At 43.2% G+C, this 23,886-nt stretch carries 14 protein-coding genes; all 14 read right to left on the reverse strand.

Going from position 1 to position 23,886, the window contains the following annotated elements; all coding sequences use genetic code 11:
• Nucleotides 1-1,152, reverse strand: a complete 1,152-nt coding sequence (locus tag ACDE64_RS20860) for a sensor histidine kinase (protein ID WP_411343977.1) — start codon at nucleotides 1,150-1,152, stop codon at nucleotides 1-3.
• 61 nt (nucleotides 1,153-1,213) lie between these two features.
• Nucleotides 1,214-3,895, reverse strand: coding sequence for a stalk domain-containing protein (locus ACDE64_RS20865; RefSeq protein ID WP_411348149.1), 2,682 nt, complete (start codon nucleotides 3,893-3,895; stop codon nucleotides 1,214-1,216).
• 591 nt (nucleotides 3,896-4,486) lie between these two features.
• Entirely contained in the window at nucleotides 4,487-5,689 is a 1,203-nt protein-coding gene (gene metK / locus ACDE64_RS20870) for a methionine adenosyltransferase (protein ID WP_411348150.1), read from the reverse strand.
• A 439-nt stretch (nucleotides 5,690-6,128) separates the two neighbouring features.
• Nucleotides 6,129-6,725: a hypothetical protein gene (locus ACDE64_RS20875; RefSeq protein WP_411348151.1), complete on the reverse strand. Its 597-nt coding sequence runs from the start codon at nucleotides 6,723-6,725 to the stop codon at nucleotides 6,129-6,131.
• Nucleotides 6,726-6,938: 213 nt separating this feature from the next.
• Nucleotides 6,939-9,296 carry a copper amine oxidase N-terminal domain-containing protein gene (locus ACDE64_RS20880; RefSeq protein ID WP_411348152.1) on the reverse strand — a complete coding sequence of 786 codons (2,358 nt, stop codon included), beginning with the start codon at nucleotides 9,294-9,296 and terminating at the stop codon, nucleotides 6,939-6,941.
• Nucleotides 9,297-10,248: 952 nt separating this feature from the next.
• Entirely contained in the window at nucleotides 10,249-14,265 is a 4,017-nt protein-coding gene (locus ACDE64_RS20885) for an S-layer homology domain-containing protein (RefSeq protein WP_411348153.1), read from the reverse strand.
• Nucleotides 14,266-14,789: 524 nt separating this feature from the next.
• Nucleotides 14,790-15,917, reverse strand: a complete 1,128-nt coding sequence (locus ACDE64_RS20890; protein WP_411348154.1) for an MraY family glycosyltransferase — start codon at nucleotides 15,915-15,917, stop codon at nucleotides 14,790-14,792.
• A 113-nt stretch (nucleotides 15,918-16,030) separates the two neighbouring features.
• Complete coding sequence (locus ACDE64_RS20895; RefSeq protein ID WP_411348155.1) at nucleotides 16,031-16,789, reverse strand: WecB/TagA/CpsF family glycosyltransferase; 759 nt, start codon at nucleotides 16,787-16,789, stop codon at nucleotides 16,031-16,033.
• 8 nt (nucleotides 16,790-16,797) lie between these two features.
• On the reverse strand, nucleotides 16,798-18,078 hold the full coding sequence (locus ACDE64_RS20900) for a polysaccharide pyruvyl transferase family protein (RefSeq protein ID WP_411348156.1): 1,281 nt from the start codon (nucleotides 18,076-18,078) through the stop codon (nucleotides 16,798-16,800).
• Nucleotides 18,051-20,078, reverse strand: a complete 2,028-nt coding sequence (locus ACDE64_RS20905; protein ID WP_411348157.1) for a DUF5693 family protein — start codon at nucleotides 20,076-20,078, stop codon at nucleotides 18,051-18,053. Before ACDE64_RS20905 ends, ACDE64_RS20900 begins: the two co-directional genes overlap by 28 nt.
• 211 nt (nucleotides 20,079-20,289) lie before the next feature.
• Nucleotides 20,290-22,005, reverse strand: coding sequence for a phospho-sugar mutase (locus ACDE64_RS20910; RefSeq protein ID WP_411348158.1), 1,716 nt, complete (start codon nucleotides 22,003-22,005; stop codon nucleotides 20,290-20,292).
• Nucleotides 22,006-22,073: 68 nt separating this feature from the next.
• A complete protein-coding gene (gene fabZ / locus ACDE64_RS20915) occupies nucleotides 22,074-22,511 on the reverse strand; it encodes a 3-hydroxyacyl-ACP dehydratase FabZ (RefSeq protein WP_411343988.1) in 438 nt (145 codons plus the stop codon).
• A 175-nt stretch (nucleotides 22,512-22,686) separates the two neighbouring features.
• Nucleotides 22,687-22,995, reverse strand: a complete 309-nt coding sequence (locus tag ACDE64_RS20920) for a DNA-directed RNA polymerase subunit beta (protein ID WP_411348159.1) — start codon at nucleotides 22,993-22,995, stop codon at nucleotides 22,687-22,689.
• Nucleotides 22,988-23,839 carry a flagellar hook-basal body protein gene (locus tag ACDE64_RS20925; protein WP_411348160.1) on the reverse strand — a complete coding sequence of 284 codons (852 nt, stop codon included), beginning with the start codon at nucleotides 23,837-23,839 and terminating at the stop codon, nucleotides 22,988-22,990. Before ACDE64_RS20925 ends, ACDE64_RS20920 begins: the two co-directional genes overlap by 8 nt.
• Nucleotides 23,840-23,886 lie beyond the last annotated feature (47 nt).

Consider the following 23,886-nt stretch of genomic DNA (forward strand, 5'->3'; position numbering starts at 1 on the left):
TCACTTTTCCACATTCGTTGGAATATGAATCACAATTTTCGTCCCCTGATTTTCGGCAGATTCAATTTCCATTCTACCGTCAAGCAATTCGACGCGTTCCCGCATACCAATCAGACCAAAATTATTATGGTCTTTGGTGCGCTGTTCTACTTTTTCCAGATTAAAGCCCTTTCCGTTATCTTCTACGGTCAGCTTCACAATCTGGGCCTGGAATGTAATGATGACTGTTACATACGTAGGCTCGGCATGCTTGGATGCATTCGTTAGCGCCTCCTGAACCAGGCGATAGATAGCAGCTTCCATGGCGGAACTAAGCCGGTATTCCTTGCCTCTGGTTTCAAAAATGGATCGGATTTTGGTTTTATCCTCATAATCCTGAACATACTTCCGCAGAGTTGGAATAAGCCCCAGATCATCAAGGGCCATCGGTCTTAAGTTAAAGATGACTTTTCTCATTTCTTCTAGACTAGAACGCACTTGCGCTTTTAAATCTATTATTTCGTCTTTGACCATAGCATAATCCTGCTTTGTAATCATTCTTTCCACAATTTCGGTCCTAAGAACTAGGTTTGCCAGCAATTGTGCTGGTCCGTCATGGATTTCGCGGGAAATACGTTTCCGTTCATCTTCCTGCGCCAGAATAATTTTCAAGCCGATCAATTGCCGATTTTTGGCTGATTCGATAATACGGGTTACTTGATTAAGCTCGCCGGACAGATATTCCAGTACAACTCCCATTTGCGAACCGATCGTTTCGGCACGCTCGATAGAGCTTTCTACATTCTTTACCCGTTTTTGCAGGTCGTCGCGCCGCGCTTTTAGATACATTTCTTTTTCGCGATATATCATCAGATCAAGCTGCAGCTGAGTCGCCCTCTCGTAGGCTTGCTTGATATCTTCTTCATTATACCGCACAAAGTCACGACTTACCTCAGTCAGTCTGATTCGGGAACTGCGATAACCGACTTCGAGCTGATCCACTTTCTCAATCGTCTCTGCTGTCTCACGCAATACCAATTCCAGTTCGGTATTGAGAGACAGCAGCTCACGACGGGAAGTGTCCAGAATCTCGAAGATCTGGTATTTGCTGTTTTCCATTACATTTGTCGCGTTCTTAATGACGTGATCTATCGCATCAGCGTGGAACTCCACTTGATCTTCTCCATTTCTGTAAGTCATTTATAATGATACTTTTATATCATATTATAACTTATCACGATTGGATAGTAATCGTCTTGGTTGTTTGATCCCATTTTACGTTTAATCCCAGCTGTTCTGACACGAGTCTTAGAGGGACTAAAGTCCTGCCAGATACGACAACTGGTGCCACAGAAGAGCTTTGACGCTTGCCATTTACTACAAATGCCTTGTCGCCAACTGTCAAATCCATCAACTGACCAGAGCGCAAAATCGTCACACGCTGGCTACTTTGATTCCAGTTAGCCTGCCCGCCAAAAGCATCAACGATATATTTGACAGGAATGTACGTAGCATTGTCTTTTAACATTGGTGCAGCATCGATCGATTGAGATGCACCATTGAGTGTAGCTGTTTTTTTGCCAACTGTCATAGCTAGCGAACCTGTTGGATTCGTATACGTCGGCGTTTGAGCTGTGCCGGTCAGTTTAATGTTATCCAACTGAATCATGCCTGTCGCTGCACGTTCATCTTGTCCTTCTTCCACATTGACTACATAGAAGCGTTTCAGTTTAGCCGGGTATGCGATATTCAGTCCAGACAGATCAACGTTGAGTGTTTTCCATCCTTTCCAGTTGATGCTCTTCGCTAGATCAATGTAGACTGTTTTGCCATTGGCATCCGTTACTTCACCGCGCAGCCAGTTATAACTTTGATCGCCGTACACATCAACCGACATCGCTGTTGATCCAGCAGTCAATGCTTTACCAGAAGTGCCATTCAGCTGAGCATAAGCATACTTCTTGCCAGTACCAGCTGTCATGTCATAGCTTAATTGCAATGCTTTGGAATTGGAATGATCATCTGCTCCTTGCGTGACAGTCGCTGATCCAGTTACCGCGCTCGGATTACCAAGGAAACTAATTCCGTAATTCACATTTTCAAAATCTTCCCATGTACTGCTAGCAGCTCCGCCGCTAGTCAATACGATCATCGTACTGAAACCGTCATAACGTGCAATCGCGTAACCGACGTCGGTACCGCTATTGACCGAATTGATCGTCAACTGATCACCTTTGACTGTTCCTTTAAAGCCGACAAATTCCCATTTCAACATTTCAGGGGCGATTGTCAGACTGGAGCCGTTTTTTAGCGTTGCATTTACAGGTACTGAAAGTGTAGTGCCTGCTTTCAAACTTGCCGTTTTGGTAGCTGGAGTCAGACTTTGGATCGCTTCTGCTCCGACCACTTCCACATTCATGCTGGTGCTGATGCCGTTACTGGTAGCAACGACTTTAGCTGTTCCTGATTTCAGCGCCTGGAACTGAGTGCCATTCCATTTGATATTGCTATTACCTGCTTTCCAGGTTGGCTTGATCGCATCATTTTTGATCGGATTGTAATACGTATCATAGCCCTTGGCCGTGTAGGTGGCTGTCTGACCGAGCAGAAGCTGCTTAGGCCCACTAATACTAAACCCTTTCACACTGCCCTGTGGCGCGCTTGTGTACACGCCTAGACCATTCACTACACTACGCTGCGTTGTACCACCATATTCTGTCTCAAAAGTCAGGTCAGCCTGATCCTCGCCTAGCGGACGTGTAACTAATGTAGTCGAACCACCGCCGTCCAAATTCAGACCTTTCCAAACACCGATGGAAGTCATAAACGATTGCAGTTCGTACAACGACATACCCGCACTGTTATTATTGTCTTCTACTGCAACAATGTAAGCATACCGTCCATCCTGAGAATAACCGACTGCTGTACGTGCACGATTACCACCAAGCGCCGATACACTACGTGAGAACGAAGTTGCTTTTCCTTGATCAACCAGAATAGTATGACCACCAATCATCACTTCAAGATCAGATGGATTCACTGTCTTACCAGTTGATTTTACTTGCAGTGCGTAATCAGCTGTCACTTTTTGTCCAACCGTCATATGTTGCTGAATAAATTTGGCTGCTGTACCATGAGCACGCAAAATATAGGCGCCTGCCGGTACCGTCTGATTAATGCCTTTATTCAGCGAAATCTGCTTAATCACACCGTCCTGCACCAACACTTCAGTTGGTGTGGTAGAACTGTTAGCCGGACGCTCAACCGCTTTCCACGCGTCTGTATAAATATACATTTTATTCGTATGACTGAACGTTTTATCTGGTTCTGTCATATACGATGCTTGGTTAATACCAGCCAGATCAAAAGTCGAACCATCTTCTGCGGTTACTTTTCCAGTAAAGTTGAATTGCTCAATCATCGGTGTGCCACTTTTGGTAACGCCAAATGCATACATCCCGCTGAGCTGCGAAGGGCTAGACATCAGAACACCGTTCGAGACTTGAGCCCCCATCGGTACGCCTTCTGCACTTGTATTGAAGTAGTCACCGTTCACACCAGCTACCGCACCTGTTTCCTGTGCCATGCCTTCTACGGATTGACGGGTTGTAAATTTACCGTCCTTACCGGTCATCACATTCAGATTCACGTATGGATTTTGTAAATCAACCTGTACCACATCAGCCAAAATGTTCACTGTTTTACCAGAGCGGCTAGTTTGATATCGGTATTGCAGCAATTTGGCTCCTGACGTAATATTACTTTCATCCAATTTCGTCGTTGCAGCCGCACTTGCCGTATGTGTAGACAACAATGTGCCTGCGGGAATACCCAACTCGACTACAGGCTGAATCCACAACACACCTGCAACAGTCAAAGCAATCCATTTGGTCATTGTTTTTGTTTTGCCAATCATCAATTCAAACGCCCCTATCCTCAAAATCACTAGTCAATTGTTCAATATACATGCTAAAAAAAGCCTTATACAGTTAGACTTCATTACAGTAAAAAAGTTACGCTATTTGCAGTAATTCTGCAAAATAATGTCCATATTCATACTCCATAGCAAACTTATCATTGTGCAAAGTCAATGCACACTAGTTGTAGTATAGTACAATGCCCTTTATTTCAGAAGTTATATTTATTCGTTGCATGACTATGAGAGTTGCAATAGACGTTTTGAGACTAATATAATCAAATCTTGATAAAATAGTATATGTATACAAAATAGTGCAAGCACCTTATTTTCCAATGAATAGAATGATCCCAAAATAACAGTATATTGAAAAAAAACAGAAGAAGTCGCACGGTAACTATCCCCGGCGACTTCTCCATTTAAAATCCGATATTCTCTTTAAGCTTAGGCTTCTATGAATAAAGCGTATTATATTGAATAGCATAGCCCTATCATAAAGACTGTGCTACAAGAATAAACGATCATTCCACTGCTATTCCAATATACAGTCTCGCTTTTATTATTCATAATATTATGCATAAAACAATAATTTTACAGACCTGCTTCAGATTTCAACAGTTCTGCTTTGTCTACACGTTCCCAAGGCAAATCAATATCTGTACGACCAAAATGACCGTACGCAGCAGTCTGGCGATAAATAGGACGACGCAGGTCCAGCATGCGAATAATTCCTGTTGGACGCAGATCAAAATGCTTACGAATCAGTTCCACCAGCTTATCTTCCGCTACTTTACCTGTACCATACGTATCTACATTAATGGAAACCGGGTTAGCTACACCAATAGCATAAGCCAACTGAATTTCACATTTATCAGCCAAACCTGCTGCAATGATGTTTTTGGCTACATAGCGTGCTGCATATGCAGCGGAGCGGTCAACTTTTGTAGGATCTTTACCGGAGAAAGCGCCCCCGCCATGACGTGCGTAGCCGCCATATGTATCCACAATGATTTTGCGACCAGTCAATCCGGCGTCACCCTGAGGACCACCAATAACAAAACGTCCTGTTGGGTTAATAAAGTATTTTGTCTCATCATCCAGCAATTCAGCAGGTACTACCGGCAAAATTACATGTTTGCGGATGTCGTCCTGAATTTGTTGCAACGATGTATCTGCTGCATGCTGAGTGGAGACTACAATCGCATCGACACGAACCGGTTTGTTATCCTGGTATTCTACAGTCACCTGTGTTTTACCATCCGGGCGCAAATAGTTCAGCGTGCCATCTTTACGTACTTCCGACAAACGGCGAGCAATGCGATGAGACAATGCGATAGGCAAAGGCATCAATTCAGGAGTCTCGTTCGTTGCAAATCCAAACATCAGACCCTGATCACCAGCACCGATATTTTCAGTTTCCAACTTGAGTTGCTCTGGATCACGTGTTTCCAATGCAGAATTTACACCTTGTGCAATATCAGCAGATTGTTCATTTAAAGAAGTTAGTACTGCACATGTATTGTAATCGAAACCGTACTTGGCACGTGTATAACCAATTTCTTTTATCGTGTTACGCACAATTGCCGGAATATCAACGTATTCCGATTTGCTGCTGATTTCACCGATAACAAGAACCAGACCTGTGGCAACAGATACTTCACAAGCCACACGCGCATTAGGATCATTTTCCAAAAATGCATCCAGTACAGCATCCGAAATTTGGTCACAAATTTTATCAGGATGTCCTTCTGTTACAGACTCTGATGTGAATAGATGTTTTTTAATCGTGGACAACAGATTCAACCTCCCATATGGATATTAAGGTGAGCGTATTGTGCAAAATCCCCAGCATCCCAGCAGAGCGTTCCCACACAAAAAATGAACCCTTTCCACCCGGAAAAGGTTACTTTTACAAGCCTCACAGGTCATGATAACTCATTTGATAATAAGTGTCAAACCAATTAATACACAAATTCCAGTCGGAATTAAAGGTTTTAATCTGACAAAGCATTTTAATCTAAGATCATATTAATAATAGACTATGAGTATGGCAATATATATGCTCACATTATTTTCTAATGTAATGTTATTGTCAATAAACAGTGCCCAAGATTATACGTACAATTAAATCGTAATCTAGTACATATCAAACAATATTGAAAACAATCATGTAGAAACATAAACAGTATCTATGCTCTTTTCGTATATATTTATGCAATATGAATGGTAAAGATTATTGCACTCCATAACTACCAATTACCATAACGGTAGCATTGGAGCTAGAAGTTGCATCTACGGTAACGCCGCGTCCATCACGAGGGAATAACAATAGATGATTATTACTTATTACTTGAGAACCGCCGACTTCTGTTCCACTTGTAATATCGATGATTCCATTGGATGCATCACTGTATACGATAGCCTTTCCTTTACGCACAATGACTTGTGTACCTGCATTAGCAATCAACTTTTTCCCTGGACGTAGTTCTACGATCGATACTTTGGAATTACTATTTGTACTTGTTGATGTACCTGTCGTATTCGAACCAGTATTAGCTGTACTAGAAGTATTGTTCGTATTTGTGGTAGAAGAACTCGAATTTCCAGAATTCGTACTGGAACTATTAGAGTTAGTAGGAGTTGTGCTCGTATTCAAACTGCCTCCCAATGCCTTTTGAATTTGCTGATCCACATAACTTTTGGTAACAACAGGATCATCCGATGAACCTAGCTGACTACTTGCATTACTCACTGTTGTAAATGAGCTTCCTACCCAGATCCCTATTCCAACAGTGGCTACGGCTAAAAGCCAAGTTGAACGCTTTTTCATATATATAGCCTCCCTAATAATAAACAATATAGAACGTTTATTTATTTAAAAGTAAAGTGTGCATTTCAGATAGCGCAAATAGGAACCATCTGAAATGCTAGAGCAACAAATTAGTATATATAAACAAAAATACCCCGGAGCAGTTTCCTACTCCGAGGTATCTCAGCGAAGGTATGACTACCTTCTATATTGCAGCAATCATATCAAAAGATATTATTTGCTGTTTACTGTTACAGTTTTGGAAGCTGCGTCGTATTGAACCACTGCATCCAGAGCTTTACCAACCCATGCGATAGGCAGTACAGTACGGTTGGATTTAGTTACAGCTTTAACATCCATGTTGATTGTAGAACCATTGATTGTCAGTTGGTTAGTGTTCAGTTTCAGCTGAACTACACGGTCACCTTTGATCAGGGTTACTACGGAAGTAGCTTTGTCGAACAGGATGTTAGCTTGAGTTACACCCAGAGCTTCTGCAACGTAACGAACTGGCAAGTAAGTGCGTCCGTTTTCTACATAAGGAGCAACTTCAGCTGTGCGAGTTTCACCGTTTACAGTGTAAGCAGTGCTACCAATAGTGTAGATAGCTTTTACAGCATTGTTTTCAGTACCCGATGGTGCAGTACCGATTGTAGCGATAGCTGCTTGGGCTGCTGCACGGTTGCTATCATACCAGCTTGTAGTTGTTCTATTATTAGTGTTGTAAGCAGTATAAGAAGCTGCTGGACCTTGTACTTTAGCAACAACGTCGCCTTGTGGTACAGTACGGTCGATACGCAAGTTTACACCACTAATTGTAACAGTACTTGCAGTTGTGCTTTCGCTGTCTACATAGAAGCGCAGTACGCCTTGAGTGCTGTTTTGGTAAGTATCAACAGATACGTTACGGATACGCAGGTCGCCAGAAGTTACAGAAACTGTTGGAGTAGTACCGAAGCTTACGCCAGAAGGAAGCAGAACTTCAACCAGACCTGGGTTAGTTACATCAGTATCGTTAGTCAAAGCACCAGCAGCGCCTTCTTTTAGAACCAGACTACCAATAGAGGCATTATCAGTACCGATAGCGATATTGTACGTAGCATTTGTAGCAGTCAGGGAAATTGCACCAACAGCTGTAGCTGCTTTTACAGTACCAGTCAGACCTTGGCTACCTGCAACAGTCAGGTTCAAATCACCAGTGAAACCTGGTTGAACTGCTACTTCAACATCTTTCAATGTGAAGGATCCTGCTTTGTTAGAAGTGTTTTTACTAGGGAACGTGAGACGCATAGTACGTCCATCAGTACCGCTATAAGTGATATTAGGAGCAGTTAGACCATTAGCGGTTTCTGTAGAACCAGTAGTACCGGATGTATTCTCGCCACCAGTATAAACCGACTGCCAGCGAGCACCTTCAGGCAGTTGCAAAGTTACAGTACGATCAGCCACAAAAGAACCAGCTACCGATTCTTTAACAACGATATCTCCCAGTTGTTGCTCATCTTGACCAGCTACTACAGTAGTTGGGGAAGAAATTGTTACACCACCGCCATACTCTCCATAAGAACCAACTACCAATGAAGATACATTAGCAGAAGAGTTACCACTTACACTAGCAGTAATGTCGCCATCTTTTGCTTTGTCTTCGTCAGTAACTTCAAAATTCAGTACCAAATCAAAAGAAGTAGCACTTGCAGACAGCTTAGGAGCGTTTAAAGTAATAGTGTCTGTGCCATTGCCAGAAACGTTTACACTATTTACAGTGTTGTCACCATATAGCTTAGTGTAAGCACCATTAGCAGCCCATTCAAAACCAGATGGCAGTTTCAGTTTCAGACCATTAGATGTTTTCAAAGATTGTGCAACAGATTCAGTTACACGCAGAGTGAATTGGAAGTTATCGCTCTTAGATTGAACATCGCGCGCTTCAACAGCAACTTGACCCGAAGATACTACAGTTCCAACTTTAACATTACCTGTTGGAAGACCACTATTCGGAGCAGCAGAGAAACTCAGATTAACATCGCCGCTACTAGGACCAGTAGAAACAATTTTATCCAAAATCAATGCTAAAGTAATATCATCACCTTGATTAGAACCAGTAATAGCAATACGTGCGCTAGTTGCATTTACTTTTTGAGCTGTAACTCCAACTGCTTGAGCAGGACTACCAGCCTCAGCAATATAAACACGAGTAGGTGAGCCGTTAGCTGTATTAGTTTGGAATGCATCGCTAGCAAATTCAAAGCCGCTAGGCAGTGTTACAGTCAGGTAAGTCGCATCAGTAGCTGTATTATTCAGAGTGTATTTGTCAATATCGATATTTACACGTCCAAGACTTACGCCACCTTTGTCTTCAGTTACAGATGTTGAAGACAAAGTAGGTACACTAATTACATTGAAGCTACCTGCTGCATGTGCTTGTGTTGGAGCAATGATACCTGCAACTGGAGCTACGCCTGCCAGCAGAGCTGCGCTTGCTGCGACGTTAATTACTTTTTTAGTAGACTTTTTCATAACCTTTTGTTCTCCTCCTTGAATATCATAAACATTTTTTTTGTTTTTTTGTTTGTTATGGATTTTGTCACTCATCAGTCGTTACACCCCCTTTCCGAGTTCAAGCAAATCCCTTTTTATGATGATATCTGTGACAAAATCACAGAAAATCGTAACCGGAACATTCGTCAATCGAAAAACCGCAGTGTCCAAAAGTATTATACATTGCGCCAATGATGCCGTAAAGACATTTTTTCACATCGGAATTGTTGAATGTTCCACTAGGGTTCATTGTCATTCAACAACCTGCCAGCATGTGTTTGCTGTCGTTTCATCAGGTTCATATATGTAGACGCATGTTTTCTTCAAAAGTTGCAGTGTCTTCAAAAAAAGTTTTACTTTTTTTGCCGAACCTTATTAATCATACTACACTTTTGTAAGAAATACTAATTTCGCCCACATTACCTGAGTCTACAGTACTTTTCATTAACTATATTAGTACTAAACAGGTTTGTTGTTATTTAAACAGGTAAATCAGCAAATATTTTAAACTTGCTCGCTGTTTTCAAAATTATAGACGCGGGTGGTTGCAAAAAGGTTGCAGCGTTTTAGAATTTTTTTATCTTTTTTCTGATTTCTTTTTCTTAAGTTCGTAATAAAACCTCAAATCCCTTGATATGACTAGGATAATAGATATCCATCTTCATATTGAATTCTTATAAAAAAAAGTAACTTATTCAATTATCACTCTCTTTTCTTTTTAATCTACTATATTCTACACTTCTATTTGGAATTGTTACCTATGTACTATGATCAGCTAAGTGTAATGCCTGTTACGAAAGTATGTGCAATTACATAGATGAATTCGAGATGCTTTTATGATTTGATTATACATTGTGGAATGGAAGCTACATTGTCTGCTGCGAGCGACTCATCACTTTAAAACATACTTGAGAATACAACAAAAACCGTATCTCCAATTGTATTTGGAGATACGGTTTTAGATATGAAATAGATAATGCATATTCTTCGTTTAAAGCTACGAATCTTAAGACATCTTAGGCAGCAATTTTTGACCGATCATGACACGTGCGAGAATTGCAGCTGTATCGGCACGCAGCATTTTAGCAGATGGCTCAAAATTATATCCTTTAGTTGCATCGGAAGCATCAATAGCTGAACCATTGATATAGCCTTTTTTAGCTACAGCCAATACGGACGCTCTTGCATAACGATCAATAGAAGTATAATCTTTAAAGATTTTTTGCAAACCTTTGTCAATCTTATCATTATCCGTTTCTAACTTAAGATTGGTTGCACTGGCAATAATCACAGCAGCGTCTTGACGTGTAATATTATCCCCGGCGCTAAATACTTGCGGTTGTGTACCGCGAACAAAGCCAGCTCGAGCGGCTGTCTCAATGTAACGGAAATCGTACAATGAATCGTCACGAATAGAATTGAGGCTTGTACTTACATCAATAAAGTGCTTCGTTCCATTGTAGTTTAGTGGAATCTCCAGTGCTTTTACAATTGCAGTCACAAATTCACCGCGTGTAATATACTGGTTCGCACCAAAAGCAGAATCAGAGTCTGTTGCTTTCATAATACCTTTAGCAAATAATGCCTCCATGTAGTTGCGAGCATAACTATGCTGAACAATATCATTATAAGAATAGCTCAGTTTGGCTACAACATAATATCCAAAACGATCAAATGGTACAGTAATTGTACGTTTCGTTGCATTCACTACACCGCCAATATTACTCCACTGTTTCAATTCAGGATCGAAATAAAGTACAGTAACAGTTTTACCAGCGTCTACTGCCATGTCGGGAAGGTACGAAAGAGTCATAGTACCACGTTTGGATGGAACAAGTTCATTTTCAGGAGCACGCTCATAAAAGCTTTTAGCTACTGGAGTGCTTGTATACGTTGCAGGTTGATACGGATCTTGACCTTCTGTAATTGGGTCAAAAACTGTTGTTGTTGTATCGTCTGCTATACCAGGATCAATCCAGTATACATCACTTGCTTTTACAAAGTGTGTATTAAAGTTGGTTACAAAGTATTGGCGTCCTACAGTACTATACAGTTGCTTCACACCAACTGGAGCATTTTCAATATCATAGCGAGAAACGGCACCATCATTGCTGTTGGCAATTGCATATAAAATGGAGTTACCTGAAGAAACTTCTCCACTATAATCATCTGTCGAATCAGCATCACGACGAATTAGATTCGTACCAGAAGGAAACTTCAACTGCAAATCCCCATCAAAAGCTTTTGCAGAGTTTTTCATTTCCTGCATGAATTGAGCTCCAGGAATGTTTGTAGGGACATACTTAACTGTTACGGTATCTTTGAGCGTATTGTCTCCTATTGTTACTGTAATTGGAATTTTGGTATCTTTATTTGCTTTTAAGTCTTTCACACGGATGCGATAAGCATTGAGAAACTCTTTATCACCATTATGATCCAAATCAATTTGTTCCATTGTAGCTTTTTCTTTGTTAATTGTAACAGCTGTAGCATTTTTAGAGTTAATTACAACATCAATAAAATTGCTATTGGTTGTTTTTTGTGCAGTTAAAGGTCTAACAATTTCGTAAGTTGCACTGATTGGATCAATCTCCATTGTACCTGTAGCCGTAGGACCACCATCACCTGAATTATACACCGTAAATGTATACACAATAGGACTTCCATCATCAGGCATCTTTTGATTTTTTACTACAAATACAAAGGATTGAGTGCTGTATTCATAATAAACACTTAAGTCATTAACAACATTGGTTGCCCCCGTATTAAAAGCATCTGACGTTGCAGTTCCATTTTGCATTCCTGCAAATTGCTTAGAGAGCGTCCAAGTTGCTACAGTAGAACCTGCTGAGTTTGTAACGACCAGTTTATAGTTATCTTTTTTACTACTACTTGCAAGTGTATTCAAGTTTCCCGTCACATTTGCTGCTGTAGTTCCAAGATCAATAAAATCGAATGTTCCATATACATTAAATTTCGCTTCTTTAGTTGTATAGTTGGAGCCATTCATAGGGAAATTAGTCGAATCTTTTGCTGTTGGAACTGGGTCACTGTCTGTACCATATTTGAATGGAAAAAATCCAAGTGTGGCATTGTAAGGTATAACTGGAATTTCAGTTGGTACCAGATTGATTTTGATTGTATTCTCATAAGATGTAGACTTGGATTTAAATAAGAATTTGATTGTATTTTCTCCAGAGAACATTGCATTGTAAGCTGCACTACTGCTGGTAACTTGGAATGTTGTCGGATCACTTTGATCTACTACACTCACAGGGACAAGCGTATTGTTAATATAGAAAAATACAGTTTGATTGTCTCCAGAGTAGACAATATCGCTAGGATTAGCTACGTTTTGCAGCTTGCCTTTAAAGTTATCCAGAGCTGTATTTACAACTTTGGTAGCCACATCGGAATCTGTTTGTCCGTATTGCACTACTTGTCCATCATAAGCTTTACTATAGTTTACGTAAGGACCGTACAAAATATTAACTGTAGCTGTAGACGAATTAGTCAATGCATCTTTTTTGGCTGTAAATGTAAGCTTTGTACTTCCGTTCACTGGAATTTTAGTTAATTGAATCAAAACACGTTGCATTGTTTGCTGAGTACCATTCACATTGACAACTTTTGTGGAAGTTGTAATTGGAGTTATGGTCCATGTGCTTGCATCCAAGGCTTTACCTGTTGAATCTGTAATACCACTCAAACTCACACTGGTATTAGAGTCGCCGTTGGCTACGAGTACTTCAACAGCTGCCGGAAGCGAGAAAATATTAGCTCCATCCAAGGTAGTTCCATTCATACTCAAAGCTTGACTTACTGTAGTAGAGGAAGAATACCCTGATAGATAATTCAATTGATAAATATATGGTGCTGTAGAGTTACGCAAAGTAAACCCAAGACCACTACTGGAAGCTATACCACCGGCAAGCGTAACTTTTAATGAAGCCTGAGTACCAAATGCGATACCACTAATTTGCGGGATATTATATGACAGTGTCATATATGCACTTGTACTGTCTACTAAAGTAGGTGTAACCGATCCGCTTTGAGTTACAGCACCAGTAAAGGCGTAGCTCAAATAGTTAGTCAAATCAGAAGGTACTTTACCATCAGTCAATGGTACAACTACTTTACCTTTGACTTGTGCAGATCCAGTGGTTGTACCATTATCGGGAGCTACGTTGAAATCAGGGAAATTTGAGATGTCACCCGATGTACTGGAGCCATTTACAGCATACGTATCATAAAAAGTTGTATTCCCGTTATAAAATGTCAATTCACGAGTCGTAGTTAAGGTTTGCGTACCATTAACAGCTTGGATACTCAGTGTGTTTTTACCGCTGTTTAATGTTAATGGAGCTACTGTGAACGAATAGTTATTGGAACTCGATACAGAAGCAGTTCGGCTTGCACCACCATTTACTGAAACGTTAACTTTCGTTGCGTTTGGAGCAAAACCTGTGATAGAAATGCTAGCTGTATTTTGTCCAAAGCTAGCGCCACTTTTGGATGCTGTTAATATAGCAGCCGAATCTTCTGGCAATGTTACAGTGTTGCCATCCAAAGTAGCAGACAAGTTATAAATTGTTGGTCCATCATGATATTCAAAGTAAAGTGATTCCGCAACATTAGAGCCACCACCAGAAGCTGTACTAGTGAAGGTTACTTTATTAAGACCTGCAAACAAAGGAATATCAGTAACCGTAATGCTAGAGTTACTTATCGTATAATTTGATAAACCAGTTGTTTTATTAGTAGTATCTTCAACATAGCTATTTCCACTTTTGTAAATACGAGTAACACTGTATTTGATGTTACTTGCATTGACGCTGTTATAACTACCTGTAATGGTTACTTTGCTATCTCCCACAACGTGCGGGGAAGTAGGATCATAACTTTCGTTGGGAAAAATGAAAAAACTGCCTGTTGCTGCATGGGCTGTGCTTCCACCGATTCCCTGCGGCAAAAGACCAACCAGCAAGACTACCGCCATAATCATCGATAGTATTTTCTTCAAAATAATGTTCCTCCTCTTATTCCGGTCGCAGCTCCAACTCTATTTTGCGGGCTTAACCTGTCTACCCTTTTTATCGGCAACGGTAGCGAAGATTTTAATAAAATCAGGAAATTAACAAAAAAAACCTGTCATGTACAAGATTGCAAATGTTGCGATATGGACAAATTTCGGAATATGGTCGCTGGATAACTGAACTTGACGTATGTAGTACGATTGGATTTTCTTATAGATAATAATCTTCTTTTTCAAGCACAAAATGGAATACATATAATAGAAGAAACTCGATTTTCTGCTTCTAAATTAGAGTTTGTTTATAACAAACTCTAATATTCTGTATACAAAAAAGCCTCCGGCTACCAGTTACGGTAGTGGAGGCTTTGCTTAATTTCGATTCAGGTGAAGCTGTAGAGCACATATATTGAATATGATCATTCATGTTCCATCATGATTGTTCATATTCAATATGTTGCATGTGCGTTTATGGTTGGATCAAGGTCACTTGGAAACTAATACGATCTGTCGCTTTATGGTTTACTGCTACGTGTTGGATCAGGCTTAACACGCAAGCGGGCAAACAGATCAAGCAACGGACGCTTCGTTTGACCGACCAGCCCGATGAGTTCGGCACCAATCTGCATGACGAACATCATTACGCAAATGACGGCAAAGGTAACCCAGTTGGCATCGTTTACGGCTGCTGTTGATTGAATGATAGCCAGAACTCCGAAGAAAGCGGCAATTCCGTAAATCAGCAATACCGTCTGACGATGGCTCAAGCCCAATTCGCGCAGACAATGGTGAAGGTGTCCTTTATCCGGTGCAAAGATCGGCTTCTTATGTACCCAGCGACGAATAATAGCAAAGAATGTGTCTGACAGAGGTACGCCGATAATGATCAGCGGTGTAATGAATGATACAACGGCAATTTGTTTGAATCCAAGCAGCGAGAGCATCGCCAAGCTGAATCCGAGGAACAGTGAGCCAGTATCTCCCATAAAGATTTTGGCAGGATGGAAATTGAAGTACAAGAATCCAACAATCGCACCAAGCAGCAGTACACATAATACAGCTACCGGATAGTTGCCCATAATAAGTGACATCGTAAAGATGCTACCAATAGCAATTGCGGATACACCAGCTGCCAATCCATCCAACCCATCAATCAGATTGATCGCGTTCGTAACTCCGACAATCCATAAAATGGTCAGCGGAATCGAAATCCAGTTTTCGAGTGAGAAGTAATTATCCTGAAAAGGAATATCTAAAAAGTCGACTCTAATTCCATATCCAAATACGACGATACATGCAGCTGCCAGTTGTCCGCCCAGCTTTACTTTAGCTGAAAGCTCGAAACGGTCATCCAATACGCCAATCAGAATGATAATGGCGCCAGCAGTGAAAAATGCCTTCATGAAGTTGGCATCACGCGCCGGAAGATCAAAAGGCAAAAACGGCAGTACGAACAGAAACGCAATAGTAAATGCAAGAAAAATACCCAGACCGCCCATACGTGGCATAATGCGCGTATGTACTTTGCGGGCATTGGGAACGTCCACTGCTCCGATCTTAACCGCAAACTTTTTGACGAGAGGTGTAAGAACAAGCGCAAGAACGAGCGCCAGTACAAACCCAAGAATACAAACGATTAACATTTTGCTTTTCGACCCCCAATTTATCTCACGGAGCCAATTATAACCCCGTTCGAATCTAAACACCAAGCTTTTTTTCACGGTTTTTCAGCGGAATGTGCAAAATAATCCTGTATTTATTGAGCTTTTGTTACACTTTCCTTGTCTTTAAGCACTTTTACGGCAAATTTGGGCAGCACAAGCATCCGTTTATAACGGTGTGGCTCTTTCAACAACCGATAAAACCATTCCAGACGTAATTTCTGAAAAGCGACCGGTGCCCGTTTGGATTTGCCTGAAATGATATCAAAGCTTCCGCCCACACCCATCATTACCGGCACATTCAGCTGCTGCTTATGTTCACCGATCCACGGTTCCTGATTGTCCGCACCACGTGCTACAAAAAGTAAATCTGGAGCTGCCGCACGGATCGTGGCAATGACTTCGGCATCTTGATCTGATCCGAAGAACCCATCACGATAGCCGGCAATGACAATCTCCGGATATAAACTTTGTAACCGGGTAGCAGTCGCCTGAATCACTTCCGATGTGGAACCAAGCAGATACACCTTCCAGCCATGCTGCTGTCCTACGTCCATCAGGCGGTGCAGCAGATCAAATCCAGCTACGCGCTCGGCAACCGGCTGACCACAAGCTGATGCTGCCCATACCAGCCCTGCTCCGTCAGGAACAAGTAATTCAGCTTCCTTCATCACTTTCATGTATTTGGGCTGTTCCAGCGCTGTCATGATCATGATGGGATTAGCGGTAATGATCTGGCTTGGTTGGCGTAAGGCAATTCGTTCTTCCAAGTAGCGCACAGTGTCATCCATATTCAGTTTGGATACGTTCAATCCGTAGATCGGAACGGTTGGAATGGTACGGGTTGCATTCATCTATTTGATCACCTTTGTTTCAAAAAATAATGAGCGATAAATTGTGCTGGGCTAGCGGCATCTTGCTTGAGCGCCTCAATATATGGCGCTTTTTCATGTTTCCATTGTGGAGATTGATCTAGCAGAGCCATCATTTCGGCTTGCAAATGATCACTGTTCACTGCTGTACTTGTGCCTGTCGGCTGAATATGCAGGCGATTCAGAAACTGGTCGATCTTCGGATCATAAGAGATGCCCAGTAAAGGAACCTGCAACGAAGCGGCGTAGATCAGACTGTGTAGTCTCATGCCCAGCATTAGATCGCATTTGTTCACTTCCGCCAGCATTTGCTGTGGATCGGTTACTTGCTGGGCGGTGCTGATGAAACTGCCATTGGCGTTAAGATCACCGATTCGCTTGATCACATAGGCAGAAGCTTGCTCGTCTTCTGGCAAATGAAAGGGCAGAAAGCGTAAATGAACCGGACGCGCAGCAGCGAGCTTTTTCAAACCATCAGCAATGCCATCCAGTTCTCGGCGTTGCTTATCCCAGAAACGAATGGAAATACCGATCACCGGCAAACCAAGATCTTCTTTGGAACCATGCGATGACGGTATCGTCGAAATCGCATCCGACGTTTGATCGTGATCTGGTCCCTCTGCGGGTACGATAACATCCGATGGATTGTTGATCGACAGTTTCTTTGTCAGATCAGTTGTTGCCGTGTGTAATACGGTTGCTCTTTTGCCGTCCGCATGGGTAGCGACCGTTTCTGGCAACGTCAACCCCATGACCGGATCGGCAACGACAGATACGCGTTCTGCTTCGATTCCCATTCTGCCCAGTAGCGCAGCAGATTCTTGATCGCGGACAGAGATATAAGCACTTTTGCGAAATACATTGCGAATCCATTTGAAGAAAAAAGGACGCTGTACGGGGCCGACACCCTGCGCATAAATGAACACTGGTTTACGTGCCCATTGCGCAATATGGACAATACCAAGATAGTACGGGATGGTCAGCAGACCGGTGGAATCCTGCAATAGACTGCCACCGCCACTGATCATACCATCGCTTTCCTTCATAAGTTGGCGAATCTCGGCAAGCTTCATCCGATGGATAGACCGCACATTATACATACGTGCAGTCCATTCCGGATCATTGGACAGGACAACAGGGACAATACGAATGCCCTCTGCTGCTTCCTGTGCTGCCAACGAATTTAGGATGGACTTCAGTACTGCCTCGTCGCCGCTATTCCGGAAACCGTAGTAACCGGAAATTATGATTTGAACAGATTGGGAAGCCATTTACGCCAACACCTTTCGATGAATTGCCAGATCACAATTGCTACCAGACCAAGAACCAATCCAAGTCCCATACCAAGCAGTCCACGAGACAGGGAAATCAGAACTGGTGAGTGAATATGGGCAAATGTGTCGACCATCGACAACTGACCAATTGAAGCGATAATTAGAATATAAATTGCTTGGCGATATTTCGCAGCGATAAAGACGCCAACGATAAACAGCGGATGCGCCATCAAAAATTCTTTGTTACGTGGACGGACATTGAATAGTCCTTCTAATGCATTACGGAATTGCAGTTCAAGCGGCGATACCGTTCCCGCATTACCTGTACGAGACAGATAATACATACCAACAATACCAACGATCCCGAGCACAATCACCCATGTCAGTGTAATTGGACGAGTCAGCAGCTTGCGGATACCAGAGAATCCAAATCCTTGATTGCCACGATAAAAAGCAATATACAGCGCAGTCAGCGCAATCGGTGCAAAATGCAGCAGGCTGACACCACGGAACTGGTTGATCACGAGTTGATACGTAATATCATCCAAAAGACCGATAATGAACAGCGCGCCAGTCAGTGACCACAGCGATGTGCGCAAGAACAATAGAACAGATTGAACGACACGGTTGCCAACTGTAAGTGTATGACGCGTATCGTATAGCTGATCGACTTTGCGAACGGCATAAATCATCGCAATCGTCGGAATACTGATTGCTGCGAGTAGCGCAACGCCCTGCTCCAGCAACAATGACTTGTGAATCACGATCAAGCCTGCACTACCAATCAAACCAAGTGCAAATACGGTCAATGCCCATTTACGTGCAAAATAGTGTACCAGCAGCGAAATCGCAGCAACTGCACCAATCAGCACAATTAGCTTAACGACGCGCTCCATTGGGAATGTACTCACATCACGCGCTTCAGCCGGGGCGATTGTAAAGCCATTTTTCTGAATATCCTGCATCGCATGACCTTTCGCCTGCAAGCTCTGGATAATGTTATCAATCGAATTGGTCATAGCGGCTTTGGTTGTATCACGCGATACCGCCAAGTTCAAATACATCATACGAATATTACGGTCTTTGCTTGCCAGTACAAAACGGTCAGCAACCGTAATCGGATCAAGCTGAGAATCCCCTTGACTGAGCGAATACAGACGAACGACATTGTAATCGTTCAAATACGCCAGTTTACTAAAGCCATCTTGTGGCTTTTTCAGATTCTCAATAGCAGCAATCGCAATATGATGCTTTTTGAGCAGCTCAGCAAATGCTGTAATGCTTTTCTTCTCAATATCATCATTAAAGCCCGTTACGCTGGCTCCATCAAACAGAATCGTTTTAACGCCGTACGCGGAAAATTGATCCATCAGCGCACTCATCATTTGTTGATTGTACGGCAGTGCATCATTGAGACGCGGTACGATCTGGAAGCCCATATCATACATCATTTTCATAGCAACTGGATCAGGATCAAGTGGCTTCAAGCCAGCATCATCCGTAGACGTTTGAATGACGACACCCGGCAGTCCCTGATACGACCAGGACGATACTGGAATAGACAATGAACTGAATACCCGCTCAAGAACGGGACGCAACGTCTGCTCGTTCTCTTTGCTGGTGAACTGGACATATGTAAAATTGTCGTTGAGTGGAATCACCTGATTTTGGAAATTAGCCACATCCGCAGAACTATACACATGCAGACGACCGGACGATTGTAATTCGCTCAGATTACTCTGGTACAGAGCAACGGAGCCAATCCCGGCATTTTTCATTAATTGCAGCTGTTCCCGGATATAATCCTGGGGATGAGGCTGATACGACGCAACAGTAATCAGATCACGATAATTTAATACAAACTCCACCTGTTTGGACGTGCTCTCGGTTTCGATCCGGTTATAGGCAATCGGCAGCGAAGCCACCATACCGATAATGACGAGAATCCATAACCATTTCGCAGAAGCATTATTCCAATGTTGCCATTTCTGAACCACTCAAGTACCTCCTTAATAAGTTCGTTATACGCCTACCGGACAATGTCCTAATTGCGCGCATAACGAATGGTTCCGTCGTCCGCAAACTGCCAGGCAACGGAACCGCTTCATTCATCTGCTCTATTATATACTGTACACCAGCCGCTATAAAGTATTCCTTTTCATAAAAAGCAAGATATCCAGCTGGATAAATTGCAATTGTGCTTACGTATTACCCGTCAACGCGGCTCATCACTGCTTGCTTCAAGTTGTTGAGACGTGCTTCGGAATCGCTCGCCGAATCACCACGTACGGCAAAGTACACTTTGATCTTCGGCTCAGTACCCGATGGACGCAGGCAGAACCAAGAACCGTCTGCCAGCATGAATTTCAGCACGTTCTCTTTTGGCAGTCCATTCAGACCTTTGGAATAATCCAGAGCTTCACTCACTTGTACGCCACCGATCTCGGATGGGCTATTGGTGCGCCAGTTTTCCATAATGCCCTGAATTTGAGCAACGCCGTCTTTGCCTTTCAGTGTACGGGATTCCAGACCTTCAAGGAAGAAACCGAATTGATCGTACAGCTCTTGTAGCACATCGTACAGCGTTTTGCCTTGCTGTTTGTAATACGCAGCAGCTTCGCTGATCAGCAGTGCAGCAACAACGGCATCTTTGTCGCGAGCGTAATTGCCTGCCAAGTAGCCATAGCTCTCTTCATAGCCAAACAGGAATGTGTGCTCACCGGATGCTTCAAATTGATCCATTTTCTCACCAATGTATTTGAAGCCAGTCAGAGTGTTGTATACTGTCGCATGGTAGTACTCGGCGATAGCTGCACCCATTTCGCTCGTTACGATTGTTTTGACGACTGCGCCGTTAGAAGGCAATTTGCCTTGCTCTTGCAGTTGGCTCAGATAGTAGTGAATCATAATTGCGCCAGACTGGTTACCAGTTAGAACGAAATATTTGCCGGATGGGTCTTTAACTACTGCACCCATACGGTCGCTGTCTGGATCGGTTCCGATCAGGATGTCAGCACCAATCTTCTCACCCAGCTCAATTGCCAGCGTGAATGCTTCACGTTCTTCCGGGTTTGGAGATTTGACAGTACTGAAGTTGCCATCTGGTTCTTGTTGTTGTTCTACAATCGTCACGTTCGTAAATCCAAGGCGTTTCAGACCTTCTTTTACCGGACGATTCCCCGTGCCATGCAGCGGTGTGTAGATAATGTTCAGGTTTTGACCGGCATCGCCTGCTAGCAGTTCACGATTCACACTGATCGATGTCACAGCATCCAGGAATGCTTCATCTTCATCGTTACCGAGCCATACGAGCAATCCTTGTTGCTCCGCTTCTTCACGGCTAATGCGTTTGATGCTGGCAAACGAATCAATATCACGGATTTTGGCAATAACTTGTTCCGCTTCGTCTGGAACGAGCTGACCACCATTATTGTTATATACTTTATAACCGTTGTATTCCGGTGGATTGTGACTCGCTGTAATAACGATACCGCCAGTTGCCTTCAGATTGCGTACGGCAAATGACAGCTCTGGTGTAGAACGCAGCGAAGGGAACAGCTTGGCAACGATCCCGTTACCTGCTAATACCAGTGCTGCTTCCAGTGAAAATTCGGGAGAAAAATGACGGGAGTCATGTGCGATAACGACGGACGGCTTGCCCTCTCCGTTATGTACAGACAAAATGTATTCAGCCAGCCCTTGCGTGGCACGTCCTACAGTGTAAGAGTTCATACGGTTGCTACCCGCGCCGATAACGCCGCGCAGTCCGCCTGTACCAAACTCAAGATCTCGGTAGAAACGGTCTTCCAGTTCGGATACTTGACCGTCCAGGCTTTGCAGTTCCTGCTTGGTCTGTTCATCAATTGTTGTATCGTTAAGCCATTGTTGCAGATTGCGCTGTGCTTGCTCGCTAAGTGTTGTCATTATATCCATCCCTTCTCCACTGCTCGATATAGGTATATCCTGATCCAATATAATTTTTATCTTACCGCTCAGGCTTTGTCTGGATCGGTAAGGGCAAACATGATCTCGCCTTCGGCAACAACTTTACCGTCTACGGTTGCTACCGCGCGACCTTTGCCGATGGAAGCTTTCATACGAGTGATCTCCACTTCAAGGCGCAGCGTATCGCCCGGTACGACCTGTCCACGGAAACGGACACCGTCGATTCCGGCAAACATCGCCAGCTTGCTGCGGTTGGCTTCTACTTTCAAGATTGCTGCTGCACCTACCTGAGCGAGTGCTTCCACGATCAGTACACCTGGCATTACCGGATAGCCTGGGAAATGACCAGTGAAAAATGGTTCGTTGATCGTTACATTTTTGATGCCTACCGCACGTTTGCCTTCTTCCAGCTCCAGCAGCCGGTCAACTAGCAAAAAGGGCGGGCGATGCGGAATAATCTCTTGAATTTGTTGTATATCGTACATGCTGATAAAACTCCTCTCATTCCTCATCATTATAGGGGCTTGATCCTTATAATGGAATATAACTTTCGGGCAAATGTTGCGCCGCTTCCGGTCTTGCTCATCCGGGCATTCCCCATCATTATAACGGTTTCGGCATAAAAAATAAAACTCCTGCAAATGCAGGAGTCTCTTGTCGTTATGGTGCATATACAAGCTCAAAAATATGAGCCCATGTTTCGGGATAAAAGACATCAGCAAAGCTCTGATGTCCAATCATAGCGTAGCCTACAGTCATGCCGATCAGTGCAGCGGCAGCAAAGCCGACCAGCACCAGCACGAACTGAAGTGTTCTCATGCCTGCGGAACGCGGAGATGCAGCTGGCTTGTCTTTGGGTTTCTCCGGTTTTGGCGTTTCGGAAGTTGTCGGTCTTCGGGTTAGCCGCTTGTTAGGGCTTGCCTTCTGAGTCCGTGCTGCTTCCTGAATGGCGGAACGACGATTAGCCACGAATCGTATTGGTCAGGTTCATCATTTGATCACTGGACGACAATGCACGCGCTGCCAGCTGATATGCGCGCTGTACATTCATCATATCTGTCATTTCACTGCTCAGATCTACGTTGGAAGATTCCAGAAATCCCTGACGAATTTCGGTATCTGCCGACATTGTGCCTACGACTTGAGCACGCTGTGCGTTAGCAGGAAGTACAAACAGATTGCCATCCATTTGCTGCAAGCCTTCTGGATGAATTACACGATCTACGCCGATACTTTGTGGAATCTGGCGCTCCTGTCCGTTCTCCACTACCGTTTTGTTCACAACGGTTACGCGTCCTTGTCCATCTGTAGAACGAATAACGCCTTTATCATCAATACCGATATCAGTTTTGGCAGGAACTTTGATCGGATCGCCTTGATTATCCAGTAACAGATACCCTTGAGCCGTTGCCATATAAGCACTCTTCGGATCATTCGCGACCGGGACAAAATGGAACGATCCTTCACGTGTCCAGCCTTCCTTGCCATCTACACTTACACGGAACATGGCATCGCCCTGAATCGCCAGGTCGGTCGGGTTACCTGTCGTTTGCATCGCACCCTGAGTCATGTTCATCGTTACATCGCCCATGCGTGCGCCAAAGCCGATATTGTAGCCACTAGCGGTCGAACGACCAGCCAGCGAAGAAGCTGCACCCGGTTGTTGTTTGACAATTGCAAACACATCCTCAAACGTCGCTTCCTTGCTTTTGTAGCCTACTGTATCTGCATTCGCGATATTATCCGATACAACGCCCAGCTTTTGTTGAATACCGCTCATCGCCACCATGGCGCTGATCATGGAATTGTTCATTATTGGCCTCCTTTGTTTGCCAGTTATTACACAGCAAGTATCTTGCT

It is taken from the genome of Paenibacillus sp. WLX2291, from assembly GCF_046603665.1.
Classification (GTDB): Bacteria; Bacillota; Bacilli; order Paenibacillales; family Paenibacillaceae; genus Saccharibacillus.

Excerpts from the sequence above, each read along its gene's own strand:
- fabZ (WP_411343988.1), bottom strand. The coding sequence starts at position 22,511 with ATGTACGATATACAACAAATTCAAGAGATTATTCCGCATCGCCCGCCC.
- ACDE64_RS20875 (WP_411348151.1), bottom strand. The coding sequence starts at position 6,725 with ATGAAAAAGCGTTCAACTTGGCTTTTAGCCGTAGCCACTGTTGGAATA.
- ACDE64_RS20890 (WP_411348154.1), bottom strand. The coding sequence starts at position 15,917 with ATGTTAATCGTTTGTATTCTTGGGTTTGTACTGGCGCTCGTTCTTGCG.
- ACDE64_RS20895 (WP_411348155.1), bottom strand. The coding sequence starts at position 16,789 with ATGAATGCAACCCGTACCATTCCAACCGTTCCGATCTACGGATTGAAC.
- ACDE64_RS20910 (WP_411348158.1), bottom strand. The coding sequence starts at position 22,005 with ATGACAACACTTAGCGAGCAAGCACAGCGCAATCTGCAACAATGGCTT.
- ACDE64_RS20880 (WP_411348152.1), bottom strand. The coding sequence starts at position 9,296 with ATGAGTGACAAAATCCATAACAAACAAAAAAACAAAAAAAATGTTTAT.
- ACDE64_RS20900 (WP_411348156.1), bottom strand. The coding sequence starts at position 18,078 with ATGGCTTCCCAATCTGTTCAAATCATAATTTCCGGTTACTACGGTTTC.
- ACDE64_RS20925 (WP_411348160.1), bottom strand. The coding sequence starts at position 23,839 with ATGAACAATTCCATGATCAGCGCCATGGTGGCGATGAGCGGTATTCAA.
- ACDE64_RS20865 (WP_411348149.1), bottom strand. The coding sequence starts at position 3,895 with ATGATTGGCAAAACAAAAACAATGACCAAATGGATTGCTTTGACTGTT.